The organism is Oryzomonas japonica, from assembly GCF_008802365.1.
In the GTDB taxonomy this organism is placed as follows: Bacteria; Desulfobacterota; Desulfuromonadia; order Geobacterales; family Pseudopelobacteraceae; genus Oryzomonas; species Oryzomonas japonica.
The window spans coordinates 85,296-109,517 of record NZ_VZQZ01000001.1 but is presented as its reverse complement, the minus strand read 5'-3'; the positions used below and the strand labels follow the sequence as shown (position 1 = coordinate 109,517).

Annotated in this window: 25 protein-coding genes and 1 riboswitch; of the genes, 10 read left to right on the top strand and 15 right to left on the bottom strand. The window is 60.8% G+C overall.

Features of this window, described 5'->3' with window-relative positions; all coding sequences use genetic code 11:
* Window positions 1-32: 32 nt before the first annotated feature.
* The gene (gene dapF / locus F6V25_RS00540) at window positions 33-869 is read right to left on the bottom strand and encodes a diaminopimelate epimerase (protein WP_151126189.1); all 837 of its coding nucleotides are present in this window, start codon (window positions 867-869) and stop codon (window positions 33-35) included.
* Between the two features lie 185 nt (window positions 870-1,054).
* On the opposite strand from dapF, the gene F6V25_RS00535 reads away from it, so the two are divergent.
* The 10 genes from F6V25_RS00535 to F6V25_RS00490 all read left to right on the top strand — a co-directional run bounded on the left by F6V25_RS00535 (window position 1,055) and on the right by F6V25_RS00490 (window position 9,864).
* A complete protein-coding gene (locus F6V25_RS00535) occupies window positions 1,055-1,582 on the top strand; it encodes a gamma carbonic anhydrase family protein (protein WP_151126187.1) in 528 nt (175 codons plus the stop codon).
* Complete coding sequence (locus F6V25_RS00530; protein ID WP_151126185.1) at window positions 1,582-2,466, top strand: DMT family transporter; 885 nt, start codon at window positions 1,582-1,584, stop codon at window positions 2,464-2,466. The genes F6V25_RS00535 and F6V25_RS00530 overlap by 1 nt, the downstream gene beginning before the upstream one ends.
* Window positions 2,467-2,494: 28 nt before the next feature.
* The gene (locus tag F6V25_RS00525; RefSeq protein ID WP_151126183.1) at window positions 2,495-2,977 is read left to right on the top strand and encodes a YbaK/EbsC family protein; all 483 of its coding nucleotides are present in this window, start codon (window positions 2,495-2,497) and stop codon (window positions 2,975-2,977) included.
* 14 nt (window positions 2,978-2,991) lie between these two features.
* Complete coding sequence (rarD, locus tag F6V25_RS00520) at window positions 2,992-3,915, top strand: EamA family transporter RarD (protein ID WP_151126181.1); 924 nt, start codon at window positions 2,992-2,994, stop codon at window positions 3,913-3,915.
* Window positions 3,916-3,937: 22 nt separating this feature from the next.
* Window positions 3,938-5,239: an Nramp family divalent metal transporter gene (locus F6V25_RS00515; RefSeq protein ID WP_151126179.1), complete on the top strand. Its 1,302-nt coding sequence runs from the start codon at window positions 3,938-3,940 to the stop codon at window positions 5,237-5,239.
* Window positions 5,240-5,243: 4 nt separating this feature from the next.
* Window positions 5,244-6,149, top strand: coding sequence for a universal stress protein (locus F6V25_RS00510; protein ID WP_151126177.1), 906 nt, complete (start codon window positions 5,244-5,246; stop codon window positions 6,147-6,149).
* A 118-nt stretch (window positions 6,150-6,267) separates the two neighbouring features.
* Window positions 6,268-7,026: a GPMC system MBL fold metallohydrolase gene (locus F6V25_RS00505; RefSeq protein ID WP_151126175.1), complete on the top strand. Its 759-nt coding sequence runs from the start codon at window positions 6,268-6,270 to the stop codon at window positions 7,024-7,026.
* 21 nt (window positions 7,027-7,047) lie between these two features.
* Entirely contained in the window at window positions 7,048-8,886 is a 1,839-nt protein-coding gene (locus F6V25_RS00500) for a TIGR04442 family protein (protein WP_151126173.1), read from the top strand.
* A 64-nt stretch (window positions 8,887-8,950) separates the two neighbouring features.
* A riboswitch (Fluoride riboswitch) is annotated at window positions 8,951-9,012 on the top strand.
* 115 nt (window positions 9,013-9,127) lie between these two features.
* Window positions 9,128-9,517, top strand: coding sequence for a fluoride efflux transporter CrcB (crcB, locus tag F6V25_RS00495; RefSeq protein WP_151126171.1), 390 nt, complete (start codon window positions 9,128-9,130; stop codon window positions 9,515-9,517).
* Window positions 9,517-9,864, top strand: coding sequence for a DUF190 domain-containing protein (locus F6V25_RS00490; RefSeq protein ID WP_151126169.1), 348 nt, complete (start codon window positions 9,517-9,519; stop codon window positions 9,862-9,864). Before crcB ends, F6V25_RS00490 begins: the two co-directional genes overlap by 1 nt.
* A gap of 67 nt (window positions 9,865-9,931) precedes the next feature.
* Here the strand turns inward: F6V25_RS00490 and F6V25_RS00485 are convergent, their stop codons facing one another.
* The 14 genes from F6V25_RS00485 to flhA all read right to left on the bottom strand — a co-directional run bounded on the left by F6V25_RS00485 (window position 9,932) and on the right by flhA (window position 24,102).
* On the bottom strand, window positions 9,932-11,284 hold the full coding sequence (locus F6V25_RS00485; RefSeq protein ID WP_151126167.1) for an MATE family efflux transporter: 1,353 nt from the start codon (window positions 11,282-11,284) through the stop codon (window positions 9,932-9,934).
* A gap of 104 nt (window positions 11,285-11,388) precedes the next feature.
* The gene (gene flgL / locus F6V25_RS00480) at window positions 11,389-12,303 is read right to left on the bottom strand and encodes a flagellar hook-associated protein FlgL (RefSeq protein WP_151126166.1); all 915 of its coding nucleotides are present in this window, start codon (window positions 12,301-12,303) and stop codon (window positions 11,389-11,391) included.
* Window positions 12,304-12,325: 22 nt separating this feature from the next.
* Window positions 12,326-13,723 carry a flagellar hook-associated protein FlgK gene (flgK, locus tag F6V25_RS00475; RefSeq protein ID WP_151126163.1) on the bottom strand — a complete coding sequence of 466 codons (1,398 nt, stop codon included), beginning with the start codon at window positions 13,721-13,723 and terminating at the stop codon, window positions 12,326-12,328.
* 1 nt (window position 13,724) lies between these two features.
* A complete protein-coding gene (flgN, locus tag F6V25_RS00470) occupies window positions 13,725-14,204 on the bottom strand; it encodes a flagellar export chaperone FlgN (RefSeq protein ID WP_151126161.1) in 480 nt (159 codons plus the stop codon).
* Window positions 14,205-14,228: 24 nt separating this feature from the next.
* Window positions 14,229-14,603 (bottom strand): rod-binding protein, encoded by a 375-nt coding sequence (locus F6V25_RS00465; protein ID WP_151126160.1) that lies wholly within the window; start codon window positions 14,601-14,603, stop codon window positions 14,229-14,231.
* Window positions 14,604-14,818: 215 nt separating this feature from the next.
* Window positions 14,819-15,913, bottom strand: coding sequence for a flagellar basal body P-ring protein FlgI (locus tag F6V25_RS00460; protein WP_151126159.1), 1,095 nt, complete (start codon window positions 15,911-15,913; stop codon window positions 14,819-14,821).
* 26 nt (window positions 15,914-15,939) lie between these two features.
* Window positions 15,940-16,614 (bottom strand): flagellar basal body L-ring protein FlgH, encoded by a 675-nt coding sequence (locus F6V25_RS00455; RefSeq protein ID WP_151126157.1) that lies wholly within the window; start codon window positions 16,612-16,614, stop codon window positions 15,940-15,942.
* Between the two features lie 24 nt (window positions 16,615-16,638).
* Window positions 16,639-17,361, bottom strand: coding sequence for a flagellar basal body P-ring formation chaperone FlgA (flgA, locus tag F6V25_RS00450; RefSeq protein ID WP_151126156.1), 723 nt, complete (start codon window positions 17,359-17,361; stop codon window positions 16,639-16,641).
* A 70-nt stretch (window positions 17,362-17,431) separates the two neighbouring features.
* Window positions 17,432-18,220, bottom strand: coding sequence for a flagellar basal-body rod protein FlgG (gene flgG, locus F6V25_RS00445; RefSeq protein ID WP_151126155.1), 789 nt, complete (start codon window positions 18,218-18,220; stop codon window positions 17,432-17,434).
* A 41-nt stretch (window positions 18,221-18,261) separates the two neighbouring features.
* Complete coding sequence (gene flgF, locus F6V25_RS00440) at window positions 18,262-18,999, bottom strand: flagellar basal-body rod protein FlgF (protein WP_151126154.1); 738 nt, start codon at window positions 18,997-18,999, stop codon at window positions 18,262-18,264.
* Window positions 19,000-19,011: 12 nt separating this feature from the next.
* A complete protein-coding gene (locus tag F6V25_RS00435) occupies window positions 19,012-19,761 on the bottom strand; it encodes a sigma-70 family RNA polymerase sigma factor (RefSeq protein WP_151126153.1) in 750 nt (249 codons plus the stop codon).
* 3 nt (window positions 19,762-19,764) lie between these two features.
* Entirely contained in the window at window positions 19,765-20,691 is a 927-nt protein-coding gene (locus tag F6V25_RS00430) for a MinD/ParA family protein (RefSeq protein ID WP_151126152.1), read from the bottom strand.
* Entirely contained in the window at window positions 20,688-21,977 is a 1,290-nt protein-coding gene (gene flhF / locus F6V25_RS00425; protein WP_338045573.1) for a flagellar biosynthesis GTPase FlhF, read from the bottom strand. The genes F6V25_RS00430 and flhF overlap by 4 nt, the downstream gene beginning before the upstream one ends.
* Window positions 21,978-22,014: 37 nt before the next feature.
* Window positions 22,015-24,102 (bottom strand): flagellar biosynthesis protein FlhA, encoded by a 2,088-nt coding sequence (gene flhA, locus F6V25_RS00420; RefSeq protein WP_151126150.1) that lies wholly within the window; start codon window positions 24,100-24,102, stop codon window positions 22,015-22,017.
* Window positions 24,103-24,222 lie beyond the last annotated feature (120 nt).

The following is a 24,222-nucleotide window of genomic DNA, read 5'->3' as shown; positions in this document are numbered from 1 at the left end:
GCGGGGAGAGAAGGAAGTTTTTGTGGGACGCCCTACAGCTTGATCTCGCCGTTGAAAACCTCTACCGCCGGGCCGGTCATGTAGATAGTGCCGTCCTCGGCCCACTCCATCTCCAGGTCGCCCCCCAGGAGGTGGTTGAGGATCTTCCTCTCGGTCAGGCCGTTCAGTACGCATGCCGCCGTCACGGCGCTGGAACCGGTGCCGCAGGCCAGGGTTTCGCCGGCCCCCCGTTCCCAGGTCCGCTGGCGCACCTCGCTGCGCGAAAAGATCTGGACGAATTCCACGTTGGTGCGGCGCGGGAACAGCTCATGATGTTCGATCAACGGCCCATAGGTGGCAACCGGGAAGTTCTCCACATCATCCACGAAGATCACGCAATGGGGGTTGCCCATGGAGGCGCAGGTGATCTGGAAGGTGCGGTCGAGGACCGTGAGCGGCTCCGCGATCACCTTGGCGGCGGCGTCACCGGTCATGGGTATCTCGCCCCTGGTCAGCCGCGGCGGTCCCATGTTGACACGGACCTTTTCTATCGTGCCGTCGCTCCCCGGCACCAGTCGCAGGGTCAGGATGCCGGCCCCGGTCTCGGCGGTGATCTCGGTCTTCGAAACGATGCCGTGATCATAGGCGTATTTTGCCACGCACCGGATGCCGTTGCCGCACATCTCGGACTCGGAACCGTCGGAATTGAACATCCGCATGCGCACATCGGCCTTATCCGAGGGCATGATCAGAATGAGCCCGTCCGAGCCGATGCCGAAGTTGCGGTTGGAAACCTGTATGGCCGCCTGCTGAGGATGGGCAACCGTCTCCTCGAAGCAGTTCACATAGACGTAATCATTGCCGGCGCCCTGCATTTTGGTGAATTTCATCGCACTCCATCTCCTTTTCCCGATCTTACCCAGAGACTGTAAAACATACCAAATATGGGGCGGTGCAACAAGTAAATAAATCGGTACAGGCTCGGCAAAAGCCGCATTTGCAAGGCATTTATTGCCAATCCCACCCGAAATGCGTATACTTCATCCCTTCATTCACCGTTACCGGAGGGCGAGTAATGATCCGACCGTTCCAGGGCATCCAGCCGAAGATCGACCAGTCCGCCTTCGTGGCGGAGACCGCCGTGATCATCGGCGATGTGGAGATGGGCCCCCAGAGCAGCATCTGGTATAACTGTGTGGCCCGCGGCGACGTGAACCGTATCCGTATCGGCGCCCGCAGCAACGTGCAGGACCTGACCATGCTGCACGTCACCCACAAAAAACATGCCGACGACCCCGGCGCGCCGCTTATCATCGGCGACGACGTCACCATCGGTCACAGCGTCACCCTGCACGGCTGCACCCTGCACAACGGCTGCTTCATCGGCATGCAGGCCATGGTGATGGATCATGCCGTGGTGGGCGAAGGCGCTCTGGTGGGCGCCCGTGCCCTGGTCACCGAGGGGACGGTCATCCCGCCCCACACCCTGTGGATCGGCGCGCCGGCCAAGTACAAGCGCGACCTGACCCCGGACGAGGTGGCCTGGCTGGGGAAATCCGCCGACAACTACGTGAACTACGCCCTGCAGTATATCAACGACTGATGCCGAAGCCGCCCCTCAACCCTTACCTGGCCGTGATGGCCGCCGTGGTCGCGGTTTCCTTTTCAGCCTTGTTCGTGCGGCTCGCCACGGCGCCCCCCCTGATCATCGCCACCTACCGCCTGCTGTTCACCTTTCTGGCCCTGGCCCCCTTTACCCTGATGAAACGGAGGATACTGGCCACCCTCGACCGACGCCAAGTGGCGCTCTCCGCCTTGAGCGGCCTCTTCCTGGCCTTGCACTTCGTGACCTGGTTCACCTCCCTGGGCTACACCAGCGTGGCCAGTTCCACAGTGTTGGTGACCCTCCAGCCGGTCTTCGTGGTGCTCGGGTCGCTGCTCTTCTTCAAGGAGCGCATCTCGCGCCTGGCCGTCATGGGGGGGCTCTTGGCCCTTACGGGGAGCATCATCATCGGGGCCGCCGATTTTCAGGTGGGCCCGCGGGCGCTGATCGGCGACCTGCTGGCGCTCCTGGCGGCCGTGATGATCTCAGGCTATCTGCTGATCGGCCGCAGGCTGCGCAAGGGGATCCCCCTGGAGGGGTATACCTTCGTCACCTACGGGACCAGTTCCCTGGCCCTGGTGGCGGCAACGCTGATCACCCGAACCCCCTTTGGCGGCTACCCTCCCCGGGATTGGCTGCTGTTTCTGGCGCTGGCGCTGGTCTGTACGGTCATGGGACATACGGTCTTCAATTGGGCACTGAAATACGTCCAGGCCTCGGTGGTTTCGGTCAGCATCCTGGGCGAACCCCTGGGGGCCATACTGTGGGCCGCCGTTTTCCTCGGTGAGCCGCCGACCCTGCGACAGATGGCGGGCGGGGCGTTTATCTTCGGCGGCCTGTATCTCTTTACTCGGGTGGCGGCACGTCCCCCGCAGCCTGCCTGACACATCCAAAGAAGGAAGGAACCCACCCATGCACGATAATGAACTCAGCCCCAGCGCCCGCAAGGTGCAGGAGGCCCTGGAGGCGGCCGGGGTCCCCTGTCGCGTACAGGAATTGGCCGCCAGTTCCCGCACCGCCGCCGAAGCGGCCGAAGCGGTCGGGTGCGATGTGGCCCAGATCGTCAAATCACTGATATTCAAGGGCGCCCATTCGGGGGATCCGGTGCTGGCCCTGGTAAGCGGCAAAAACCGCGTCAACGAGGCGCTTTTGGCAGCGGCCTGCGGCGAACCGGTCGGCAAGGCCGATGCGGCCTTTGTCCGGGAGCGTACCGGCTTCGCCATCGGCGGCATCCCGCCCCTGGGGCACCTGGAGCAGCTTTATCCGGTCATCGACCGGGACCTTTTGGAATACCCCGAGGTCTGGGCCGCGGCCGGCACCCCCCACGCCCTGTTCCGCATCACCCCGGCCGACCTGCTGGCCGTAACCGGCGGCCGGGCGGCGGACCTTTCCTGAACCGGGATCGGCCCATGTCCTCCCCCGCCCGTCAGGAACCGCTCCGCCAAGGCCTGATCTACGGCTTTCTGGCCTACCTGGTCTGGGGGTTTTTCCCGGTCTACTTCAAGGCGCTGCACGGCATCCCCCCTCTGGAGGTGGTTGCCCACCGCATCGTCTGGTCGCTCTTTTTCCTGTTGGCCCTGACGGCCATCTCGGGGCGTTGGGGAGAAGTACGGTCGGCCTTCCTGTCGCGCCGCGTGCTGCTGACGCTGGTCGGCTCCACCACCCTGATCACCATCAACTGGCTGGTGTTCATCTATGCCGTGGAGCAGGGTCAGGTACTCCAGTCGAGCCTGGGATATTTCATCACCCCCCTGGTCAATGTGCTGCTGGGCATGGTCTTTCTGCGGGAACGGCTGCGGCCGCTGCAGATGATCAGCCTGCTCTTGGCGGTTGCCGGGGTCGGCCTGCTGACGGCCCGGGTCGGGGCGGTGCCCTGGATCTCCCTGGGCCTGGCCGCATCCTTCGGCCTCTACGGCTTGCTGCGCAAGACGGCTCGCGTTGAATCCCTGGCAGGCCTGCTGGTGGAAACCATCCTGACTGGGCCGCTGGCCCTGGCGTACCTGATCTGGCTCGACGCACACGGCCAGGGGGCCTTCCCGGCGGCCGTGGACCAGGGCGCCCTGTGGCTCCCCCTGGCAGGTGTCCTGACCGCCACGCCCCTTTTGCTCTTCGCCGCGGCGGCCCGCAGGCTGCGGCTGGCCACCATCGGCTTCCTGCAATACCTGACCCCCAGCCTGCAGTTCGCCTTGGCCGTGTTTGCCTACGGGGAGCAGTTCACCCCCACCCACATGGTGACATTCATCTTGATCTGGAGCGGCTTGGCGCTCTATACTGCCGACGCGGTTCGCACCTTCCGCAATCCGGCGGCAAGCCGCGACGCAGAGCGCACCTGACCGCGGGGAAACGGCACCCATTATGGAAGAAGAAACCCCTCCACCTGTTTCTCCCGATTCCCGGACCGTCCAAACCGCCCTGGACATCCTGGACGGCCAGTCGCGCCCAAACCGGCTGACGCGCCTGATGCCGTTTCTGGGACCGGCCTTTATCGCCAGCGTAGCCTACGTGGACCCGGGCAACTTTGCCACCAATATCCAGGGGGGCGCCCAATTCGGCTACCTCCTGGTCTGGGTGATCGTGGCCAGCAACCTCATGGCCATGCTCATCCAGACCCTTTCGGCCAAACTCGGCATTGCCACGGGCATGAACCTGGCGGAGCAGTGCCGGGCACGCTTCCCCCGGCCGGTGGTCGTCGCCATGTGGCTGTTGATGGAGATCGTGGCCATGGCAACGGATTTGGCCGAATTCCTCGGCGCCGCCCTGGGCTTCCAACTCCTCATGGGCATCCCGCTGTTTGTCGGCGCCCTGCTCACCGCCCTGGCGACCATGCTGATCCTGGGGATGGAACGCTACGGGTTCCGCCCCCTGGAGGCGATCATCTCATCCATGGTCGGGATGATCGCCCTCTGCTACCTGTTGGAGACCATCATCGTCAAGCCCGATTGGGGTCTGGTCGCCTACCATGCCGTCGTCCCCCATTTTTCCGGGGCCGAAAGCGTTCTTTTGGCCTCGGGAATCCTGGGGGCCACCGTCATGCCCCATGCCATCTTCCTCCATTCCGCCCTGACCCAGGGACGCATCGTCGTGCGGGACAAAAAACGGCTCCAAAGCCTGTACCGTTTCGAGATCGCCGATGTGGTCATCGCCATGGGCATGGCCAGTTTCGTCAATATCGCCATGCTGGTCATGGCGGCAGCCACCTTCCACGCCACGGGGCACTCCGCCGTCGGCACCATCGAGGAGGCCTACCGGACCCTGGAACCGCTTCTGGGATCATCGGCCAAATGGATCTTCGGCCTCTCCCTGCTGCTCTCGGGGCTATCGTCATCCACCGTGGGCACCAGCGCGGGGCAGGTGATCATGCAGGGTTTCATGCAGCGGCACATCCCGATCTGGCTGCGACGCCTGGTGACCATGGCTCCCTCGCTGATCGTTATCGGCATGGGCATGGACCCGACCCGCACCCTGGTGGTCAGCCAGGTGGTGCTCAGCTTCGGGCTCCCGTTCGCAATCATCCCCCTGGTCATGTTCACCCGCAGCTCCGACATCATGGGGGATTTGGTCAACAAACGCATCACGACGGCCATAGCAACAATGATCGCGGGAACCATCCTTGCGCTCAACGCCTACCTCCTCTATAAGACTCTGGTAACGGGGTGATCCCATGTTCAAACATTTCCTTGTCCCTTTAGACGGCTCACGCCTGGCCGAGGCGGCCCTGCCGGCCGCCGCCTTCCTGGCGGACAAGCTCGGCGCCCGGGTCACGCTCTTCCATGTGGTGGAAAAAAACGCCCCCAGCGAGGTCCATGGCCAGTCCCACCTGAGGAATGCGGAGGATGCGGGGGCCTATCTGCGCCGCCTGTCGCAACGCGCCTTTCCCCCCGGGACCGTCGTTGACTGCCACGTGCATGCCGCGGAAGCGGACGATGTGGCCGACAGCATCGTTGCCCATGCGGACGAACTGGAGCACGATCTGGTGATCATGTGCTCCCACGGCCGCGGGCAGGCCCTTCACCTGTTTTTGGGGAGCATCGCCCAGAAGGTCATTGCCCTGGGCTCCCGCCCGGTCCTCATCACCCACCCTGACGACCAGGGCGGCGCGCCGGCGTTCGCCTGCAACAACATCCTCGTCCCCCTGGACGGCGACGCCGATCATGCCCAGGCCCTGCCGGTTTCGGAGGAGATCGCCCGGGCCTGCGGCGGGGCCCTGCACCTCATGATGGTTATTCCCCGTTTCGCCTCCCTGTCGGGGACGGCAAAGGTTTCCAGCAGGATGCTTCCCGCCACCACGTCCCGCATACTCGAAATGGCCTCCCAGGATGCCCGGGAGACCTTCCGGGAGCAACTGGAAACCTTGCGGAGACAGGGGTTTACGGCAAGTGCCCACGTATTGCGGGGCGATCCGGCACAGACGATTGCAAAGGCCGCCAGCCATGCCCGGGTAGACCTCATCGTGCTGGCCACCCATGGGAAAACCGGTATGGAGGCCTTCTGGGCGGGGAGCGTCACCCACCGGATCTGCACCCTGAGCAAGATCTCGCTGCTCTTGATCCCACTCCCCAAGGCATAGCCGGACCGGTTCATCAGGGCCCGCAAACGCCGGCAGCAGTAACGGGTTTCAAGAAATCCGCCTTGCCTGCATCGGGGATTTCTGTTATTTTCCAGGCATATTACGGAAAGGACGTTGAATGAAGGTAACCATCCTGGGGAGCGGGACATCGACCGGGGTTCCCATGGTGGGATGCAGGTGCCGGGTATGCACGTCGGACGACCCGAAGGACCGGAGAACCCGGGCCTCCCTGCTGATTCGGCACGGGGGGCGGAACATCCTGGTGGACACCTCCACCGACCTGCGACGGCAAGCCCTGCGGGAGGGGTTGGACAGGGTAGACGCCGTTCTCTTCACCCACCCCCATGCCGACCACGTGAACGGCATCGATGACCTACGCGGCTTCCACTTTCTGCACAAGGAGGTCGTTCCCTGCTACGCCTCCCCTGAGACCTTCCAGGTCTTGTGGGCGGGGTTCCGCTATATCTTTTTCGAAGCCAACGGATCGGGCTATACGCCGCTTTTGTCGGCCCACGAGGTCTCCGGCCCCTTCGATCTGTTCGGGCTGACGGTCATCCCGATCCCGCTCCTGCACGGCAAGGGCACCGCCATGGGCTACCGCATCGGCCCGTTTGCCTACCTGACGGATTGCAGTACCATCCCCGCCAGCTCTCTACCGCTTCTGGAGGGGCTCGACGTGCTGGTCATGGACGGGCTGCGCTGGACGCCCCATCCGTTCCATTTCAACATCGAGGGGGCCATTAGCGCGGTGAGACCGATCAAGCCGGCCCGCGTCGTCCTCACCCACCTGACCCACGAAGTGCTCCACGGCGAACAAGCCAAACTGCCGCCCGGTTTCGAATTCGCCTACGATGGCATGGCGTTCGATGTAATGTAATTGCGATAGGAGAGGGGGAGTATGCACAAGGACATACGGCTACATGGGCAGGTCGGCAGCCATGTCGAGTATTTCGTCATGGTGGTGGGCAACGATGCCTATCAGCGTTACTTCTTCAACATCGTCCAGGAGGAGGAACACCTCCGCATCTTCTCTCCGGGCAACGAGTTCATCATCTCCCCCGAGGGGATCGGCTACCAGGGGAACGGCGGCTATTTCTGCGAATACATGTTCGGCGTCGACCAACCCTCCTCCGATCTCTCCAAACCGGACATCATCAACCGCCTGGTCATGTACGGGGCACGTTCCAACGACACGGGCTCTATCCGTTTCAGCGACCGCACCCAGGGGGAGGAGAGCTTCGAAAATATTTTTTTCGAGGGAAACGCCGTCTGCAACTACTATTTTTTCGTCCACTCCAACCAACTCTCCCGCAAACTGAAATACCAGCAGGAGGAGTTGGTCAAAAACCTCGGAAAGATCATCAAGCGCTCGGAATCGGTGGGCGACGAGCGTGACGACGCCCTTATCTCCAACATCTTTCCGCTGCTCAGGGACGATTCGGCCCAACTCTTCATCATCAAGCTGATCAACCGCCACCACCGGGAATATCGCGACCTCTTCAAAAGCCTTTACTACCGCAACAAGAAGATCGCCGACGATGATTTCTCCCGCCTGGTCAAGCTTGCGGCCACCTACCGGATCGACCGCTATCAGCAGGAACGCATGCGCATCGACGCCATGTACCGCCATCCGTCCAACAAACGCATCGTGGACGAATACCGCAACATCCTCCTGGCCTGCAACAACAAGGGAGAGATCAGCCATCTGGACAATGCCCGGCTGACCCGGCTCAAGACCTTGTCGGTGCGTAACAAGATCCCCGGCGCCCTGTTCTATACCCTGGACGAGATGCTCAAGCGAGGGCGCAACCTGGTCCACCACGAGGAACAGGACTACATCGCCGCCACCCGCGAGGTGCTGCAGGGGATCTTCCTCAGGGAAAAGGAGATCGAAAGCCCGATCAACCGCGAGGACATGCTCAACCTGATCCAGGCCAAGAAAAAGGCCGTGGAGAACCGCGACCATTCCTTCGACCAACTCATGCTGGACGCGAGCAAGGAATGCGACGAAAAGATCCGCGACGGCGCCGACCCGGGGCTGATGGATGGATTTTCCTACGTCATCACCTACCTGGACCGTTTCGACAGCGTCTCGAACCTGATCAGCCAACTGGCCTTCATGGAGAACGTGCGGGTCAACGAGGAGATGCTCCAGGGACTCCTGGAGCACAAGGCCGCCTTTGACAATCTCAGGGAGGGGTGCTTCGAGGAGCTGTTCATCCACGAACTGTTCCATAACGCCTACCTGGGCCGTTTCGGACGGCGCAAGGTAACCGCCCTCTTGGCAGGGCTCAGGGCCGTGGAAAAACGTACCGGCAGCACGGAAGAATTGAATCAGCACCTCCAGAAAATCGACCAGGAAGAACGCATTTCATCGGTGCTGCTGGAGCATGTACGCGACCGGATCCGCAACTTCTATTCCCGGTTCACCACCAAGGCCGACCAGGAGGCGCTGCGCCGCGAGGTGATCGAGGAATTGAAGAACAAACGGCTCATCAAGGCCGATATCCCCGACCACATCTTCCATGAAACCATCTTCACCATCAAGAAGGAGGCCATGTATCTCCACTCCCTGTTGCCCCAGATCATCGCCGAACGCAATGTGGGGTTGCGGGAGGATTTCCTGGAAAACTCCGGTCTCGACCGTTTCTATGTTGAAGAGCTGGAGCGGGAATATTACGAGAAGAACGGGTTGAGTCTCGAGGGGTTGTACCAGATCAGGAAGGGCTTGAGTTAGTTTTCCGCTCCGGGTGAGCTATCGCTTGACCGGGACGGCCCCGTCGGCTATAGTTCCGTATCATACTTTTCCCGGCGATGGAGTTCGCCACAACCGCTTGCAAAAGCTGATGACTCCTACCTTTCACATGCGAGGTAGGAGTTTTTTTATCCCGCGGATTCCGCTCACGCGAGCCTTGGCAAAACAGTGGTGACATCGCCCGAAAGGCCGCTATACTTTTCATGCACGGAGGAGGTTTCAGATGAAGACCGCTGCCACGATTGCCATCTTCTGCGCCGGGGGTGGGCTTACCCGCTACTACCTCTCGGGCTGGGTCTACAGCCAACTCGGCCGGGTATTCCCCTACGGCACCTTTGCCGTCAACATCATCGGGGCCTACCTCATCGGCCTGGTCATGGAACTGGGCCTGCGCAGCACCGTCATCCCTGATACGTTGCGTCTGGGGCTGACCGTTGGTTTTCTGGGGGGACTGACGACCTTCTCCACCTTCAGCTACGAGACCTTCAAGCTGCTGGAGGATGGCCAGTTCCTTGTCGCTTTTGCCAATGTGCTGGCAAGCGTAGCGGTCTGCCTGCTGTTCACCTGGCTGGGTATTATTACCGTCCGAACGATACTCCAAGGAGGTTTGTGATGACAAAACTGATCGGCGAGAAGATGCTGATGCGGATATTCATCGGAGAGAGCGACCGCTATGGCCGCAAGCCGCTGTACGAGGCGCTCGTGGAACTGCTGCGCAAGGAGGGCTTTGCCGGGGCCACGGTCCTGCGCGGGGTCTGCGGCTTCGGCGCCCATAGCGTGTTCCATACCCAAAAACTCCTGGACCTGTCCGCCGACCTGCCGCTGATCGTCGAGGTGGTGGACAGTCAGGAGCGGATCAACGCCATCATGCCCCGCATCGACGAGATGATGGATGGCGGCATGATCACGCTGGAGAAGGCGACGGTTATCCGCTACAGCCGCAAAAACAAGGAGCAGTGAAAAAGGAAACACACGTAAGGCCTCAATCACCGGCGGCGTACCGGTTGACGCCGCTGCCCGCGTGTCCCTACACGGCAATACCGTGCAGGTCGCGTTTGTGGTATCTCCAGGCAAAGGCCGCCCCGCGGAAATACCAGTCGATCAGGAATACCCCCCATACGGCGTACAGCGAGAGGTGCAGCCATTCGGCCGCTACCCACGACAACGCCACCCGTATCCCCCACATGGCCACCAACGTGACGATGAAGACGTAGAAGGTATCGCCCGCCCCCCGCAGGCTGCCGGCATAGACGAACGAAAGCGCCAGCGGCACCTGGGCGAAGGCCACCAGCCGCAGGAAAACGCTCCCCTTGGCAATAACGTCGCCGTCATGGGTGAACAGCCCGATCAGGTAGTGGGGGGCACAGAAGAAGACGAGAGCCATGAGGGTCATGACCACCACGGCCAGCCGCAGCGCCTCGTTGTGGCTGATGCGGGCACGGCGGAGCTTCCTGGCCCCCAGGGCCTGCCCCATGAGCGTGGCGGCGGCGATTCCCATGCCGGCGCCGGGCATGAAGGAGAGGGATTCGATGGAAATGCCGATCTGGTGGGCGGCGTAGGCGCCGGTGCCATAACCGATGATGAAGCTCGAATAGAACAACTGGCCGCTCTGCTGGGCCACCCGCTCCAGGGCCACCGGCCACCCCACCCGCCATACCATGCCGAAAAGCCAGCCGTCCGGCCGGCCGAAGGTAAGATACCGCTTGCGCACCGCCTGGATCAGCAGGTAGGAAAAGCCGACGAATTCCGAACTGTTGATGGCAATGGCAGCGCCCTTGACCCCCAGCGCCGGAAAGCCGAGCGTGCCGTAGATCAGCGGCCAGGCCAGGGCGACATGCAGGATGTTGACCAGGATGATCGCCTCCATGGGCGTGCGGGTATCCCCGGCGCCCTGCATGATGGCGGAAAGGATGTTGAGGCCGGTTGTCCAGACCAGCCCGAGGAACACCAGGCGGATGTAGTCGGCGGCCAAGGCCTGGACATCGGGTGCGGTACCCATCATGCGGGCGATATCACCTCCCCAGGCGGTGCCCGCCGCCGTACAGGCTGCCGTCATGGCCAGGCAGGCGAGGCAGCTCACGTAGGCCGCCCGGCGGGCCTCCTCGCGCCTGCCGGCACCCCACAGATGGGCGATCACCACCGTTGCCCCGGTGGCCAATCCCCAGAACACGGTCATGGTGACGAACATCAACAATTGGCCCAGTCCGGTGGCGGCAATGGCCGCAGCTCCCAGACCGCCGGTCAGGAAGATATCGACGATGGATACCAGGCGCTGGAACAATGAGGAGAGGAGCACCGGCATGGAAAGGCGGAAAACGTTACGCCGGATGGAGACCGGCCGATGACGGTGCAAAACGATTCTGGCAGGGCTGTTGAGCATGGTCCTTTATAGGGTGCGCTCCTGGGGAGGTCAATGCTTTTCACGCAAAAAAGGCGGGGCCGCAGGGCCCCGCCTTGATATTATTCATACCAGCCGCGGAGGGATCACTTCAGATAGTCCAGAAGCGACATCTGTGAAATCTTGGCGGTGGCCGACAAGGATGCCTGGTAAGAGGTTTGCTGTTGGGTCAATTCCACACCCACCTGCGCCAAATCCACGTACTGGACATTCCCGGCAATCGTCTCCAGGGTATTCTTGGTGTTTGTGTTCAACGTGGTCGCATTATTGAGCCGCAACAGGCGTGCCGCCACGTCGGTCTGGGCATTGGTGATCTGGGTGGCGCCGGCCTCAATAGCCTGGGAATCGGCCTTGATGCCGCTCACGTTGTTGGCGCCGATATCCGTGATCAGATTGTCGATGGTCTGCAGGATATTGGTGGTGCCATAGGGGGTAGGGTTCGCCGGTGTTGCCGTAGAACTCCCGGTAAGCAGCTGGTTCCCCGTGATATTCATCTGTTGGGTCGCCCCCTGGCCGATCTCCACCGAGAGGGTGTTTTCATTTCCCTGATAGCTATTGCTCGAATAGCTGAAGGGTTTCTGGTTATTGGTCCCCCCGAACACATACTGATCGCCGTACTGGGTATTGCCCATGTCCACCAGCTGCTGTTTCAACGATTGCAACTGGGAGATCACCGTCTGGCCGACGCTCGGGTCGGTACTGCCGGCTGTTATCGAAGCGGCCAGTTTTTTTGCTTGTTCCATGAAACCGGCCATGCCGTCCAGCGCCGTACTGGTCGTCTGCAGCCAGGTGCTCGTTTTGGTGATGTTGCTGGCATACTGGTCGCCGGCCTTGATTTTATCGCCGATGTCGGTCAGGAGCCTGGCGCCGATCGGATCGTCGCTGGGGCGGTTGATCTGCACCTGGGACGACGCCTGTTCCTGCAGCTTGTTCAGTTTGACCTGCTCCTGCTGGAGATTATAGAGGGCCAGATCGGAGGTCATGTTTGAGGTAATGCGCATAGCCAGATTCTCCTATTCTCTCTTATCTGATAAGTCCAATTACGGTATCCATCATATCGGTCGCCGTGGTGATCAATTTAGACGAAGCCTGGTAGGAACGCTGGTATTGCACAAGTTTGGTCAGTTCCTCATCCAGCGACACGCCGGAATTGGAATCGCGGAGCGTGCTCAACTGATTGCTGAATGCCGTATCCTGGGTCACGGTATCCCCGCTCGACTTGACGTCCAGGCCGACCTTGCTGACCAGGGTGTCATAGTAGCTGTTGAAGGTTGCCCCGGACATGGTCGTGGTGTCGTGTTGCAACACGGCAATCGCCGAGGCGTTGGTGTTATCCCCGGGGAGCGTGGCGCTTCCCGATGCGGCTATCGTGGCCGTTGTCAACCCGGTTGCAAGCTGAAGGCCGGCCGCGGCGCCACTGGCGGCGGCCGGAGGGGTGAAGAAATCCTGGCCGGTCCCGCCGGTCGGGCTGAACCCCGCGGTATGCAGGCCGTTCACGGTGTCTGCAATCGATTTGGCCAATGCATCCACCTGGCTCTGGTAGCCGGGAATGATCGTATCGCGCAACGCCAGGGTTGCTCCCAACGCCCCTGTGGTCGGCTTTACCACCGCCGCGGCCGCTCCGCCGGCCGGCGTCAGATTGACATCATAGAGGGTGGGGGTCGTGGCATTGGGCGTCAGCGAGAATGCGCCGGCCTGGGAACCGGTCACCAGGGCGCCGCCGCCGTCCGCGAACTTGATGTCCGTCGTGCCGTCGCTGTTTTCCGTGTAGGTGATGCCGACCTGCTTCGAGAGGTTCTGCACCAATTGATCCCGCTGGTCCTTCAGCTCATTGGCGTTACCGGTCACCAACTGGGTCGTTCTGATCTGGCCGTTGAGTTGGGCGATGTCTTTCAGGGTTGCATTGATGCTGTCCGTCGTAGCGACGAGCGACGTATTCTGGGTAGCGATGGTATCGCTCAGGGTCTTGCTGGTGGCATGGAAGTTGTCCACCATGATCTGGGCCTGGGTCAAAACCGTCTGGCGTTCAGACGTGCCAGACGGATTGAGGGTAAGATCCTGCCACGCCCCGAAAAAATTGGAAATGGCGGCGCCCAGGCCGTTATTGGCGACCTCGTTGAACGTGGGCTCGATCTGCTGCAGCACCGTGGATTTGGCCGTGTCGTAGCCGAGGGTGGTCTGGGCAGTCACCATCTGTTGTTGTATCAAGCCGTCATAGTAACGCTCCACGCCGTTGACGCTGACGCCGGTGCCGATGGAGAAACCGTTGGCGGTGGTCTGCGGTGCGGTCTCCAGAATGACCCTTTGACGCGAATAGCCGGGGGTGTTGACGTTGGCGATATTTTCGCTGGTGACCTCGGTAGCGATCTGATATCCGCTGAGGCCGCTCTTGCCGATCTGCATTATTGAATTAAGGCTCATCTCATGCCTCCCTGTTGATCATGACCGACCCTGTCGCCCGCTGCTGATACCCGCCCGATGCGCCGTACACACTGGACTGGTTGATGACGCGGGTCAACAGACTCAAGGTGGTGCTGGCTGCCGCCACAAAACGCTCCGCGATCTCCCGGTTCATGGCGGCCCGTTCCTGCACCTGCCGGGCCGTAACGTTGAGCTCGCGGTACAACCGCTGAATATCCTTCTGGGCGGTTTTGGCCGCAACGTCGCCCAATGTGGCATCGGGACCGAGCCCCATGGCGGAGGCGGCCGCGGAGATCGCCTGGCGAAGCGGCTCGGTATGGGCCTCTATGCGTTCCGTCAGCTCTTCCTTCATCCGGTTTACCTCAGCCATGGCACCCAGATTCATATCCCCCAGTTCATGCGTCTCCCGTTCAAGGAGGCTGCGCAACTCTTCGAGCAGGTGCAACTGGAACGTGAGTGTCTCGATCATTGCTTTATTCATGGCTGCGGCTCCCGGACATGGCGCTCATTCCTGATGATCCGTCTTTTTGACGGAAGTTCGGCTTTCCTGGCGAATAATATCCTTCTCGATGAGGGGTGCCAGCCCCAGGCTGCCCCGCTTGGCTGCGGCTGCGGCATACTCCTGGTCCAGCATGGAGCGATAAATCTCTTCGCCGTGGCCGCCCCCGGTCAGCTTGTCCTTGCCGACCGTCGCCCGCATGGATTGCAGCATCATGCCCACGAAAAGGGCTTCGAAATCCTGGGACACCTTGTGGGCCTCTTTGAGCTGCTGCTGGCTCAGGCCGGTCGAAGTGCCCTTTGTCTGCCGTTGCAGTTGCCGCGCTTTTTCGGCGGCAGCATTGTCGGTATCGGTTAGTATCGGGGAAATGCCGATATCCATAGCCATTCTTTCTTATCGCCACATGGGCCGGGTTCTTGAGTCCCGAGGACTAAATTATTTCCATCAGAAAACTAGCAGGCTGTTGAAAAACTCAGGTTGTTCAAAAATAGTCAGATCGTCGCCCCCGCAGAAAGCCCTGAGGAGGCGTAGCAGCGCTACGCCGCACGAAAGGGCTTTTGAGGACGGCGGCGAGATGGCTGTTTTTCAACAACCTCCTAGATGATGGAAAGGTCCGCCTGCAATGCCCCGGAGGCCTTGATCGCCTGGAAGATGCCGATCAGGTCGCGGGGGGTCACACCCAGTTGGTTCAAGGCCCGCACGACATCGCCGATGCTGGCGCCCTCCGGCAGGACCATCAGGCGCCGCGACTCTTCCGTCACCTTCAATTCGGTGCGGGGCACGGTCACCGTTTGGCCGCCCCTGCTGAGCGCAGTCGGCTGGGACACCTGCGGCGTCTCCCTGATCACGAGGGAAAGATTGCCGTGGGACACCGCCACCGTGGAGATGCGCACATTCTCTCCCATGACGATGGTGCCGGTCCGTTCGTTGAGCACCACCTTGGCCTGGTTATCCGGCCGAACCTCAAGGGTTTCCAGGGCGGCCACAAACTCGACCGGGCGGTTGGCGTACGCCTCCGGAATCTTCAGGATCACCGAACCGGGATCGGTGGTGGTCGCGACGGCCGAGTTGAACTTGGCGTTAATGGCCGTCTCTATGCGGGATGCGGTGGTGAAATCCGCCTTGTGCAGATTGAGGCGCAGGGTTGTTTTACCCGCCAGCACGTTGGGAATCTCCCGCTCCACAAGCGCGCCGCTGGGAATGCTGCCGGCGGTGGGGTGGTTTTTCTGGGCGCTGGCCGCCTGGCCGCCAAAGGCAAAGGAGTTGGTCAGGACCGACCCCTGGGCAACGGCATACACCTGGCTGTCACCACCCCGGAGGGGCGTCATGATAAGGGTGCCTCCGGCGATGCTTTTCGCATCGCCCATGGATGACACCAGGACATCCAGCTGGTTTCCCTGCTTGGTGAAGGCGGGCAGCGTTGCCGTGACCATGACCGCGGCCACGTTTTTCAGCTTGATGGAACCGACGTTGGTGGTAATCCCCATCCGTTCCAGCATATTGACGACGGACTGGATATGAATCGAGGCCTGATCGCTGTCGCCGGTGCCGTTGAGGCCGACAACCAGGCCGTATCCGACCAACTGGTTCTCGCGCACCCCTTCGAAGGCGGCAATGTCCTTGATCCTGATGGCATGGGCAGAGGAAGCCAGAAACAGGGCGAGCATGGTAAAGACGACTATTCTTCTCATTTCACATCACCTTTGCGGAACGAACCTTAGAAAGGCCAGATCTTGTCAACAATATTCATCAGCCATCCCGGGCTTTGGCGGTCGGAGATGATGCCCCTCCCGGAGTAGCTGATCTTTGCGTCAGAGACATAAATGGAATTGACCACATTGTCCGGACTGATATCCCGCTGCCGCACGGTGCCGGTCAGGACGATCTCCTGGTCTTCGTTGTTAACCTTGATGTTTCTTCGCCCCTCGATCAGCAGATTGCCATTGGAAAGCACATCGATCACCTTGGCGGAAATGGTGGCCGTCAGGTTTTCCTGGCGCGATGTGGAGCCGGAACCGGAAAATTTCGAATCGACGTTGGCATTGATCAGTTGGCTCAGATCCATGTTGTTCTTCAGCATGCCGGCCTTCTCCAGGCCCAGGAAATTCGGCATGCCCGCACTGACCGACGAACTCCGCCCCGTATCCGTGCTGGCCTTCTTGGACGCGCTAGCCGTCTCCGAGATGACGATGGTGATGATGTCTCCCCGCCGATGCGCTTTGACATCCTCGGTGATGCCGCCCGATGAGGCCGCCTGCCAGAGGGAACCGCTGGAATAATCCAAAGGCGTTTTCGGAATCTGTTCGTCGAGGCCGACCGTCCTGATTTCCGTTTTCTGCTGTGCGCAGCCTGCGCACAGCAGTATCAGAAGAAGGCATATGCTCCGTTTCATACCACGTCCTTTTCCCTCATGCATCTAGAACCCCACCTGTACCGTCGTGGCGTTGACCACCCTGGCCGGAATCTCCTTGAGCGAACTCAGGTTCTGAACCATGATGGTGTCCCCTTCTGCGCCGGCACTCCTGGCCCGGCCGGTGACGGTAATCCTCATAACCTCGTTTTCAGCCACAATGGTCACCATCTGGCCGGATTTGATCAGGGGGACCTTTTCCACCTGGTCGGTCCGGATCGCGGCATTGGCCTTGATGGAGGTCCGTGTACGTCTGCCCACAATGGCGTCCAGGCTGCAGCTATACTTACCCGCCACAGCGGCCACATCCCGCTTCTGCAGGGTAACATCCCCCTCGGAGATAACCGCACCGTAGTCAAGCTGCCGCAGGGCGACAACCATATCGGACAGCGCCTCCACCTCCACCTGAACCGAGGTGTTCAGCACCACGCGGTCACGCTGCCGGACAACCACCCCCAGATTGGCGTTGCCCCATCCCTCCCACTGCTGCGGGGCCACCACCTCGAAATCCAGCGGCCCTTCCGGCAGGGTCGGGTTGCCGTTGATGCTTATCCGTTTGATACGGATCTCCAGCCCGAGATGGGCGGTCTTCTGCTGGATATACCCGGACACGGCCTCATGGACCCTGGCCTGCCCCGGTGAAGCGCCCTGTTGTGCCGGGGCAGCCACGACCAGGGACGGCGCCAGGAGAAGGCAAAAAAAGAGTATGCCGATAAATCGCTGTATCATATATTCGCTTGGGTCCTACTCTGCGGTATGGCCGTTTGCAGGTGCGAACAGCCATCACAAAGAGATCCGCTTACCTCTTCATATTGTTGGCGGTCTGTAGCATCTCGTCGCCCGTCTGTACCGCCTTGGAATTGATCTCGTACGCCCGCTGGCCGACAATCATGTTGACCATCTCGCTCGCCACGTTGACGTTGCTCATCTCCAGGAACCCCTGGGAGATGGTCCCAAGGCCGGTTTGCCCGGGGGTGCCGGTGGTGGCGTTGCCGGAAGAATCCGTCGGGAGGAACAGGTTTTTCCCCTGGGCCGCCAGCCCCGCAGGATTGGCAAACTGGGCCAACTGGATATTTCCCACGTTTGTGGGGGCGGTCTGGCCGGCTTGGTTTACGGATACGGTCCCGTCATTGCCGACGCTGATCTTGGTGGCGTTGGTCGGGATAACGACCTCCGGCAGCAGAGGGTAACCGTCGGAGGTGACGATCCGCCCCGTGCTGTCCTTCTTGAAGGCGCCGGCCCGGGAGTACGCGGTTGTGCCGTCGGGCATCTGGATCTGGAAAAAGCCGTCGCCCTCGATGGCCATGTCCAGATCGTTGCCGGTCTGGGTGAGATCGCCGGAGGTAAAGATCTTGGTAACGGCGGCGAGGCGCGTCCCGAGGCCGATCTGGATGCCGGTCGGCACCTGGGTGGTGTTGGTGGACGGAGAACCGGTCGTCTTCAGGCTCTGGTAGATCAAATCCTGGAAATCGGCCCGGCTTTTCTTGAAGCCGGTTGTGTTGACGTTGGCCAGGTTGTTGGCAATGACGTCGATATTCGTTTGCTGGCTCTGCATACCTGACGCGGCGGTCCAAAGCGCTCGTAACATGGTCTCAACTCCTCTTTTCGTTTAGTGCCTATTAGGATTCCTTACAATTTGCCCAGATCATTGGCGGCCTTGGTGGCCATATTGTCGTAGCTCAGTATCACCCGCTGGCATGCTTCAAAGTAGCGGTTGTTTTCGATCATTTGCACCATCTCGCTGACCGTATCCACGTTGGAACCCTCCAGGTGCCCCTGGCGAACCTCCGCCTTGGCGGGCTGCGGCGTGGCAGCCGGTGCGCCGGATGGCACGAACAGTGCGCTGCCCGCCTTCGTCAGTTTATAGGGCTTGGGGAAATCCACCAGGTTCAAGGCCCCTGCGGGGGTGCCGTCGACACTGATCTCACCCTTTGCGTTTATGTCGACCTTGCTGCCTTTTATGCTGATCGGGCCTCCCTGCCCCAGAACCGGGTAGCCGTCCGTCGTGACCAGCGTTCCGTCCGCGGTCAGCCGGAAATTGCCCTGGCGGGTGTACGCCGTCCCGCTGGGGGTCGAGACGGCGAAAAAACCGTCGCCGTCAAGCGCCACGTCCAGGGTATTGCCGGTCTGGCTGACCGGGCCACTGGCGTAGTCGATGTAGACGGTCTCCTTCTGCATGATCGGGTCGGCCGTCTTGGCCTGGGGGTACGCCGGCGGCGTGGTGGCGCTGGTGATCAACCCCTCGAAGGTCATCTTGTCTTTTTTAAAGCCCGGGGTATTCACGTTAGCCAGGTTGTTGCTGATGGTGTCCATCCGCTTCATGGCCGCGATATTGCCCGAAAGCGCGGAATACATGCCACTGTTCATGTAAAGCCTCCTTTAGTCCCGGTACAGCTTCAGCTTGCTTTTCAACCGGATCATGGCCTGGCTGAGGAGTTGCGATATGCGCGACTCGGTCAAACTCACGATGGCGCCGATTTCCTTGAGGTTCATCCCCTCGTGGTAATAGAGCGTCACCGCCAGCCGTTCCTTGTCCGGCAAGGCCTCGATGGCATTTCCCAACGCCTGGGCCAGTTGCATCCGCATAACCTGTTGCTGCGGGCTCTTTTCTTCCTGCTCGCTCAGCACATCCGCCAGGCAGAGCGAGTTGCCGTCCTCGTCTTCCCAGCTGTCGTCCAGGCTGAGAAAGGTGAGCACATGCACATCGTCCAATAAGTCGAAGTATTCGTCGAGACTTATGGAAAGTGCCTTGGCCACCTCTTCGCTGGTGGGGTTCCTGCCCAGGGTGTGCTCGAGGGTCGTCACCTCCCGCTCCAGACGTTTGTACTTCTCGCGCATGGAACGGCTCAGAATATCGTAGGAGCGCAATTCGTCGATAATGGCCCCACGCACATGCTGTTCGGCAAAGGTCCTGAACAGCACGCCCCGTGCCGGGTCGAACCTATCGGCCGCATTTATCAGGCCAATCACCGCCGCACTCGTCAGATCCTGGGGGTCCAGGTGGGGCGGAAGCTGGGAGACGATACGCCCCACCAGGTACTTGACCATGGGCATGTTTTCCATGATCAAGGTGTCGCGCAGCGCCGGTTCAGCCTCGGCGTAGGGACAATTTTGCTTGCCGGCGGCCACGGCTTAAGCGCCCGCAGGATTGTCGAGGAACCGCCGGAAAAAAAACTGGATATTCCCCTTGAGCCTTGTTTGACATGTGTTCTCGATGACCCTGCGTGCCAGGGTGGTGAAACAGGTGGCCGCCTCGGAATCGGGGAAAAGGTCGTAGACCGCCTTTTGCCGCTTGACCGCCTCCACCACCTTTTCATCCTTGACGACGCATCCCAGATAATCCAGGGAGATATCGAGAAAACGGCCGGCGACGTTAGCCAGCTTGCGGAACACCTCCAGGGCGTCCTCGCTGTCCTTGGCCATGTTGACCAGCACCTTGAAATGGTGTTCCGAATACCGCGTCGCCAGGAGCTTGATCAGGGCATACACATCGGTTATGGAGGTCGGCTCGGGAGAGACCACGACAATGATTTCCTGCGCCGCCACGGTGAAATAGGTCACATTCTCGGAGATACCGGCCTCGGTATCCACGATCATGATGTCGAACTGTTCTTCCAGTATGTCAAGCTCGTCCAGGAGCCTGAGCTTGTCGTGCTGGCTCAAACTGGTAACCTCCTGAACGCCGGACCCGGCCGGGATCACCTTGATGCCGGCAGGGCCGTCGATGATGATCTCGCTGATGCTCTTCTCGCCGTTGAGCACATGGTTCAGGTTATAGGCGGGAGAGAGCCCCAGGAGCACGTCCAGGTTCCCCAACCCCAGGTCCGCATCGACGATCAGCACCTTCTTGCCCTGGGCGGACAGGGCCATGGCCAGGTTGGAAACCACGTTGCTCTTGCCCACGCCCCCTTTGCCGCTCGTTACCGAGATGACACGAATACCGTGCTCTTCACCAACCGCGCCCGGCCCGGCTTGCTCCGCAGAGGCGTTTTTCCGGCTCTGTCGAGCCATCTGGCGCAAGGTATCGGCCTGGTCGCCTGTTCCGGTTACCGCGCTCATTCGGCCGCCTCCCGCAGGATCATGTCGGCCAGTTTGGCGGAGGTTGCGACCTCGATATCCTCCGGCACCCGCTGCCCGGTGGTAAAGTAGGCTATCTGGAGATTGTCCTTCATCAACAGGTTGACCATATTCCCAAAGCTCTCGCTCTCGTCGATCTTGGTAAACACCACCTTGTTGATCTGAAAAATTTTAAACCGGTTGAGGATCTCTTCAAGCTCCCGATCCTTGGTGGTGGCGGAGAGGCACAGGTAGACCTCGATAGGAATCTTGTTGTCGAGAAAGTTCTTCATCTCGTCCAGCTTCTCTTTGTCCTTGTGGCTGCGGCCCGCCGTATCGATGAAGATCAGGTCGCAGGCGGAATGTTTCTCCACGGCCTTTTCCAGCTCCTTGGGGGTGGAAGCCACCTCCAGGGGAATCCCCATGATACGGGAGTAGGTCTTGAGCTGTTCCACCGCGCCGACGCGGAAAATATCCATGGTGATAAGTGCCACCTTGTTGCCCCGGTTGAGGGCGTACATGGCGGCCAACTTGGCGGTGGTGGTGGTCTTGCCCACGCCGGTCGGCCCCACCAGGGCGATGATGCGGGGGGAGTTTTTGCGCATCTTGAGGGTGCCGGCAAACTTGATCAGCTTCGAGAACGTGGCCACCAGGCGGCTTTTCTGGCTCTGGCTGCCGTCCTCGGCCGGCAAGGCGCTGAGGGTGTCGAGAATCCTCCTGATAAGATCCGTGGAGATGCCGGATTGGGCCAATTCCCGCGCCAGGGGGGAATCCTCGGGCAACAGTTCCAGGCCGGTCTGGGGCTCCGTAGCGGACGTTTCCGCCGCATTGGGCCACTGCACCGTTTTGACGCCCCCCTCCTGACTCTTGGCCAGGGTGTTGAGCAGGAGCTTCTTGATTTCCTCCAGGTCCTCGCGGGGTACGTTCTTGAGGTTGAAACCAACCGGCGGCGGCTCTTCCTGGCTTTGGTTTTCCCCCTTGGCCGCCGGTTTCCTTGCGTCGTCTTCCCGCCGGGCGAGCGCATCGACCTTCTCCCGCAGTTCCTTGAGCTCCCGCGCCAGGGGCGCAAACATGGAACTTTCCAGCTCCTCTTTCGCCGTTCGTTCCCGTTCCGGCCGGGGGCGTGGGGGTGCATACGCCGGTGGCGGCGCCGGGGCCTGCCTCGGTGCCGGCTCTATGGCGGCGGTCACGCGATACACCGACTTGCTGAAAAAACCGAGAATCCCGCCGGTGTTCTCCTTCTTGGTGGACAGGATCATGGCATCCGGGCCGAGTTCGGCTTTAACCATGCGGAGCGCTTCCGCCATACTTGCTGCTTGAAAGGTCTTAACCAGCATTGACGCTTACCACCCCTAGCGACTGGATTTTGATGTTCTGCGGAATTTCATTGTGGGAAAGCACCGCCATATGCGGAATAAAACGTTCGATCAGCTTCCTGACATGCCGGCGGATGGTGGGCGACGCCAGCAGCACCGGCTGGGCGCCGCTCGAACCGAAACGATCCGCCATGGCACGGATAGTGGTAATGATCTGCTGGGCGACGTTGGGTTCGATCGCCAGGAAACTTCCCTGGTCCGACGGCTGGATGGCTTCGGCGATCACATCCTCCACCTCGCGGTCCAAGGCGATCAGGAACAGGGTGTCGTCGTCCAGCTTGTATTGATCGACGATAAAGCGGCCAAGCCCCTGACGCACAAACTCGGTCAACACATCCGGGTCCTTGGTAAGGCCGGCATAATCCGCCAGCGTCTCCAGAATGGTGCGCATGTCCCGAATCGAAACCCCTTCTTTGAGCAGGCCCTTGACCACCCTCAGGACGGTGCCCAGGTTGAGCTGGTTGGGGATCAGTTCTTCCACCACCTTGGGGGCGCTGACCGCAACGTTGTCCAGCAGTTGCTGGAGTTCCTGGCGCCCCACCAGTTCGTGGGCATAGCGCTTGATGATCTCGCTGATATGCGTCGCCACCACCGTGGTGCTGTCCACAACGGTATAGCCGTTGACCTGGGCCTGGTCCCGGTCATCGGAGCGGATCCAGACCGCCGGCAACCCGAACACCGGCTCCTTGGTGGCGTTTCCCGGCAGGGCCGAGGTCACCGCACCCGAGTCCATAGCCAGGTACTGGCCGGTCAACTCGCTGCCGCCGACACGGGCGCCCCTGATAAGCAGGTTGTACTCGTACGGCCTGAGTTGCAGGTTGTCGTGGATATGGATAGGGGGGACGACAAACCCCATCTTCTGGGCGTACTGGCGCCGGATCGAACGGATGCGCTCCAGCAGTTCCCCATCCTGGGAGGCGTCCACCATCGGGACGAGGCCGTAGCCGACCTCCAGTTCAAGCACATCCAGCGGCCGGATGGTCGAAGCCTGGTCGATGGCGTCTTCCCCGGAGGCCGCTTCGGGCGCGCCGACCTCTTCATCCACAACCTGCGCCTTTTCCCGCGCCATCTTGCCGACCAGAAAGGTAGCGCCCGAGAGCAGCAGGAAGGCGAAGTGGGGCAGGCCCGGGATCATGGCGAACAGGAACAGCACCCCCGACGAGACGTAAAACGCCTTGGGATAGTTCATGAACTGGCCGGTGATCTCGACGCCGAAGTTGTTTTCGTCGGCCGACCGCGTCACGATGATGCCGGCCGCGGTCGAGATGATCAGGGCCGGAATCTGGGCCACCAGGCCCTCGCCGATCGTCAGGAGGGTATAGTTGGTCAGCGCGGCCTGGAGCGGCATCCCCTGCTGCCAGACGCCGATGACCAAACCGCCGAAGATATTGACCATTACGATCAGGATGCCGGCCACGGCATCGCCGCGGACGAACTTGCTGGCGCCGTCCATGGAGCCGTAAAAATCGGCTTCGCGGGAGATCTTGATGCGCCGCGCCTTGGCCTCTTTTTCGGTGATCATGCCGGCCGAGAGATCGGCATCGATGGCCATCTGCTTGCCCGGCATGGCATCCAGGGTAAAGCGGGCCGTAACCTCGGCCACGCGCCCGGCGCCCTTGGTTATGACCACGAAATTGATGATGACCAGAATCAGGAAGATAACGGCCCCAACGATATAATTCCCCCCGACCACAAACTGGCCGAAGGCCTTGATGACCGCGCCGGCCGCTTCAACCCCCTCGCTGCCGTGCAGAAGGATCAGACGGGTCGATGCGATATTCAGGGCCAGGCGGAAGAGCGTGGTAACGAGCAGTACGGATGGGAACACGGAAAAATCAAGGGGATGCTGCGTATAAAGACAGACCAGCAGAATGGAAAGAGCGATAGTGATATTGGTCGCCAGAAACAGATCCAGAAAAAACGCCGGCAACGGGATGACCATCAGCGAGAGCACGCCGATCAGGGCAATCGCCACATAGATATCCGAATTTTTGCGGAAGCCCCGTAATTCTACCGTTTCAGTTGTTCCGTTTGCCATTTCCGCTTCCGTTGTCCGTTGTTACGTAACGTATCCAAAAATCATTTGTTCCATGCATTTATTGTGCCGTCATCAAACCACTCGCTCCGGCATCCCTGAGTTGCCAGAGCCCGCAGGAAC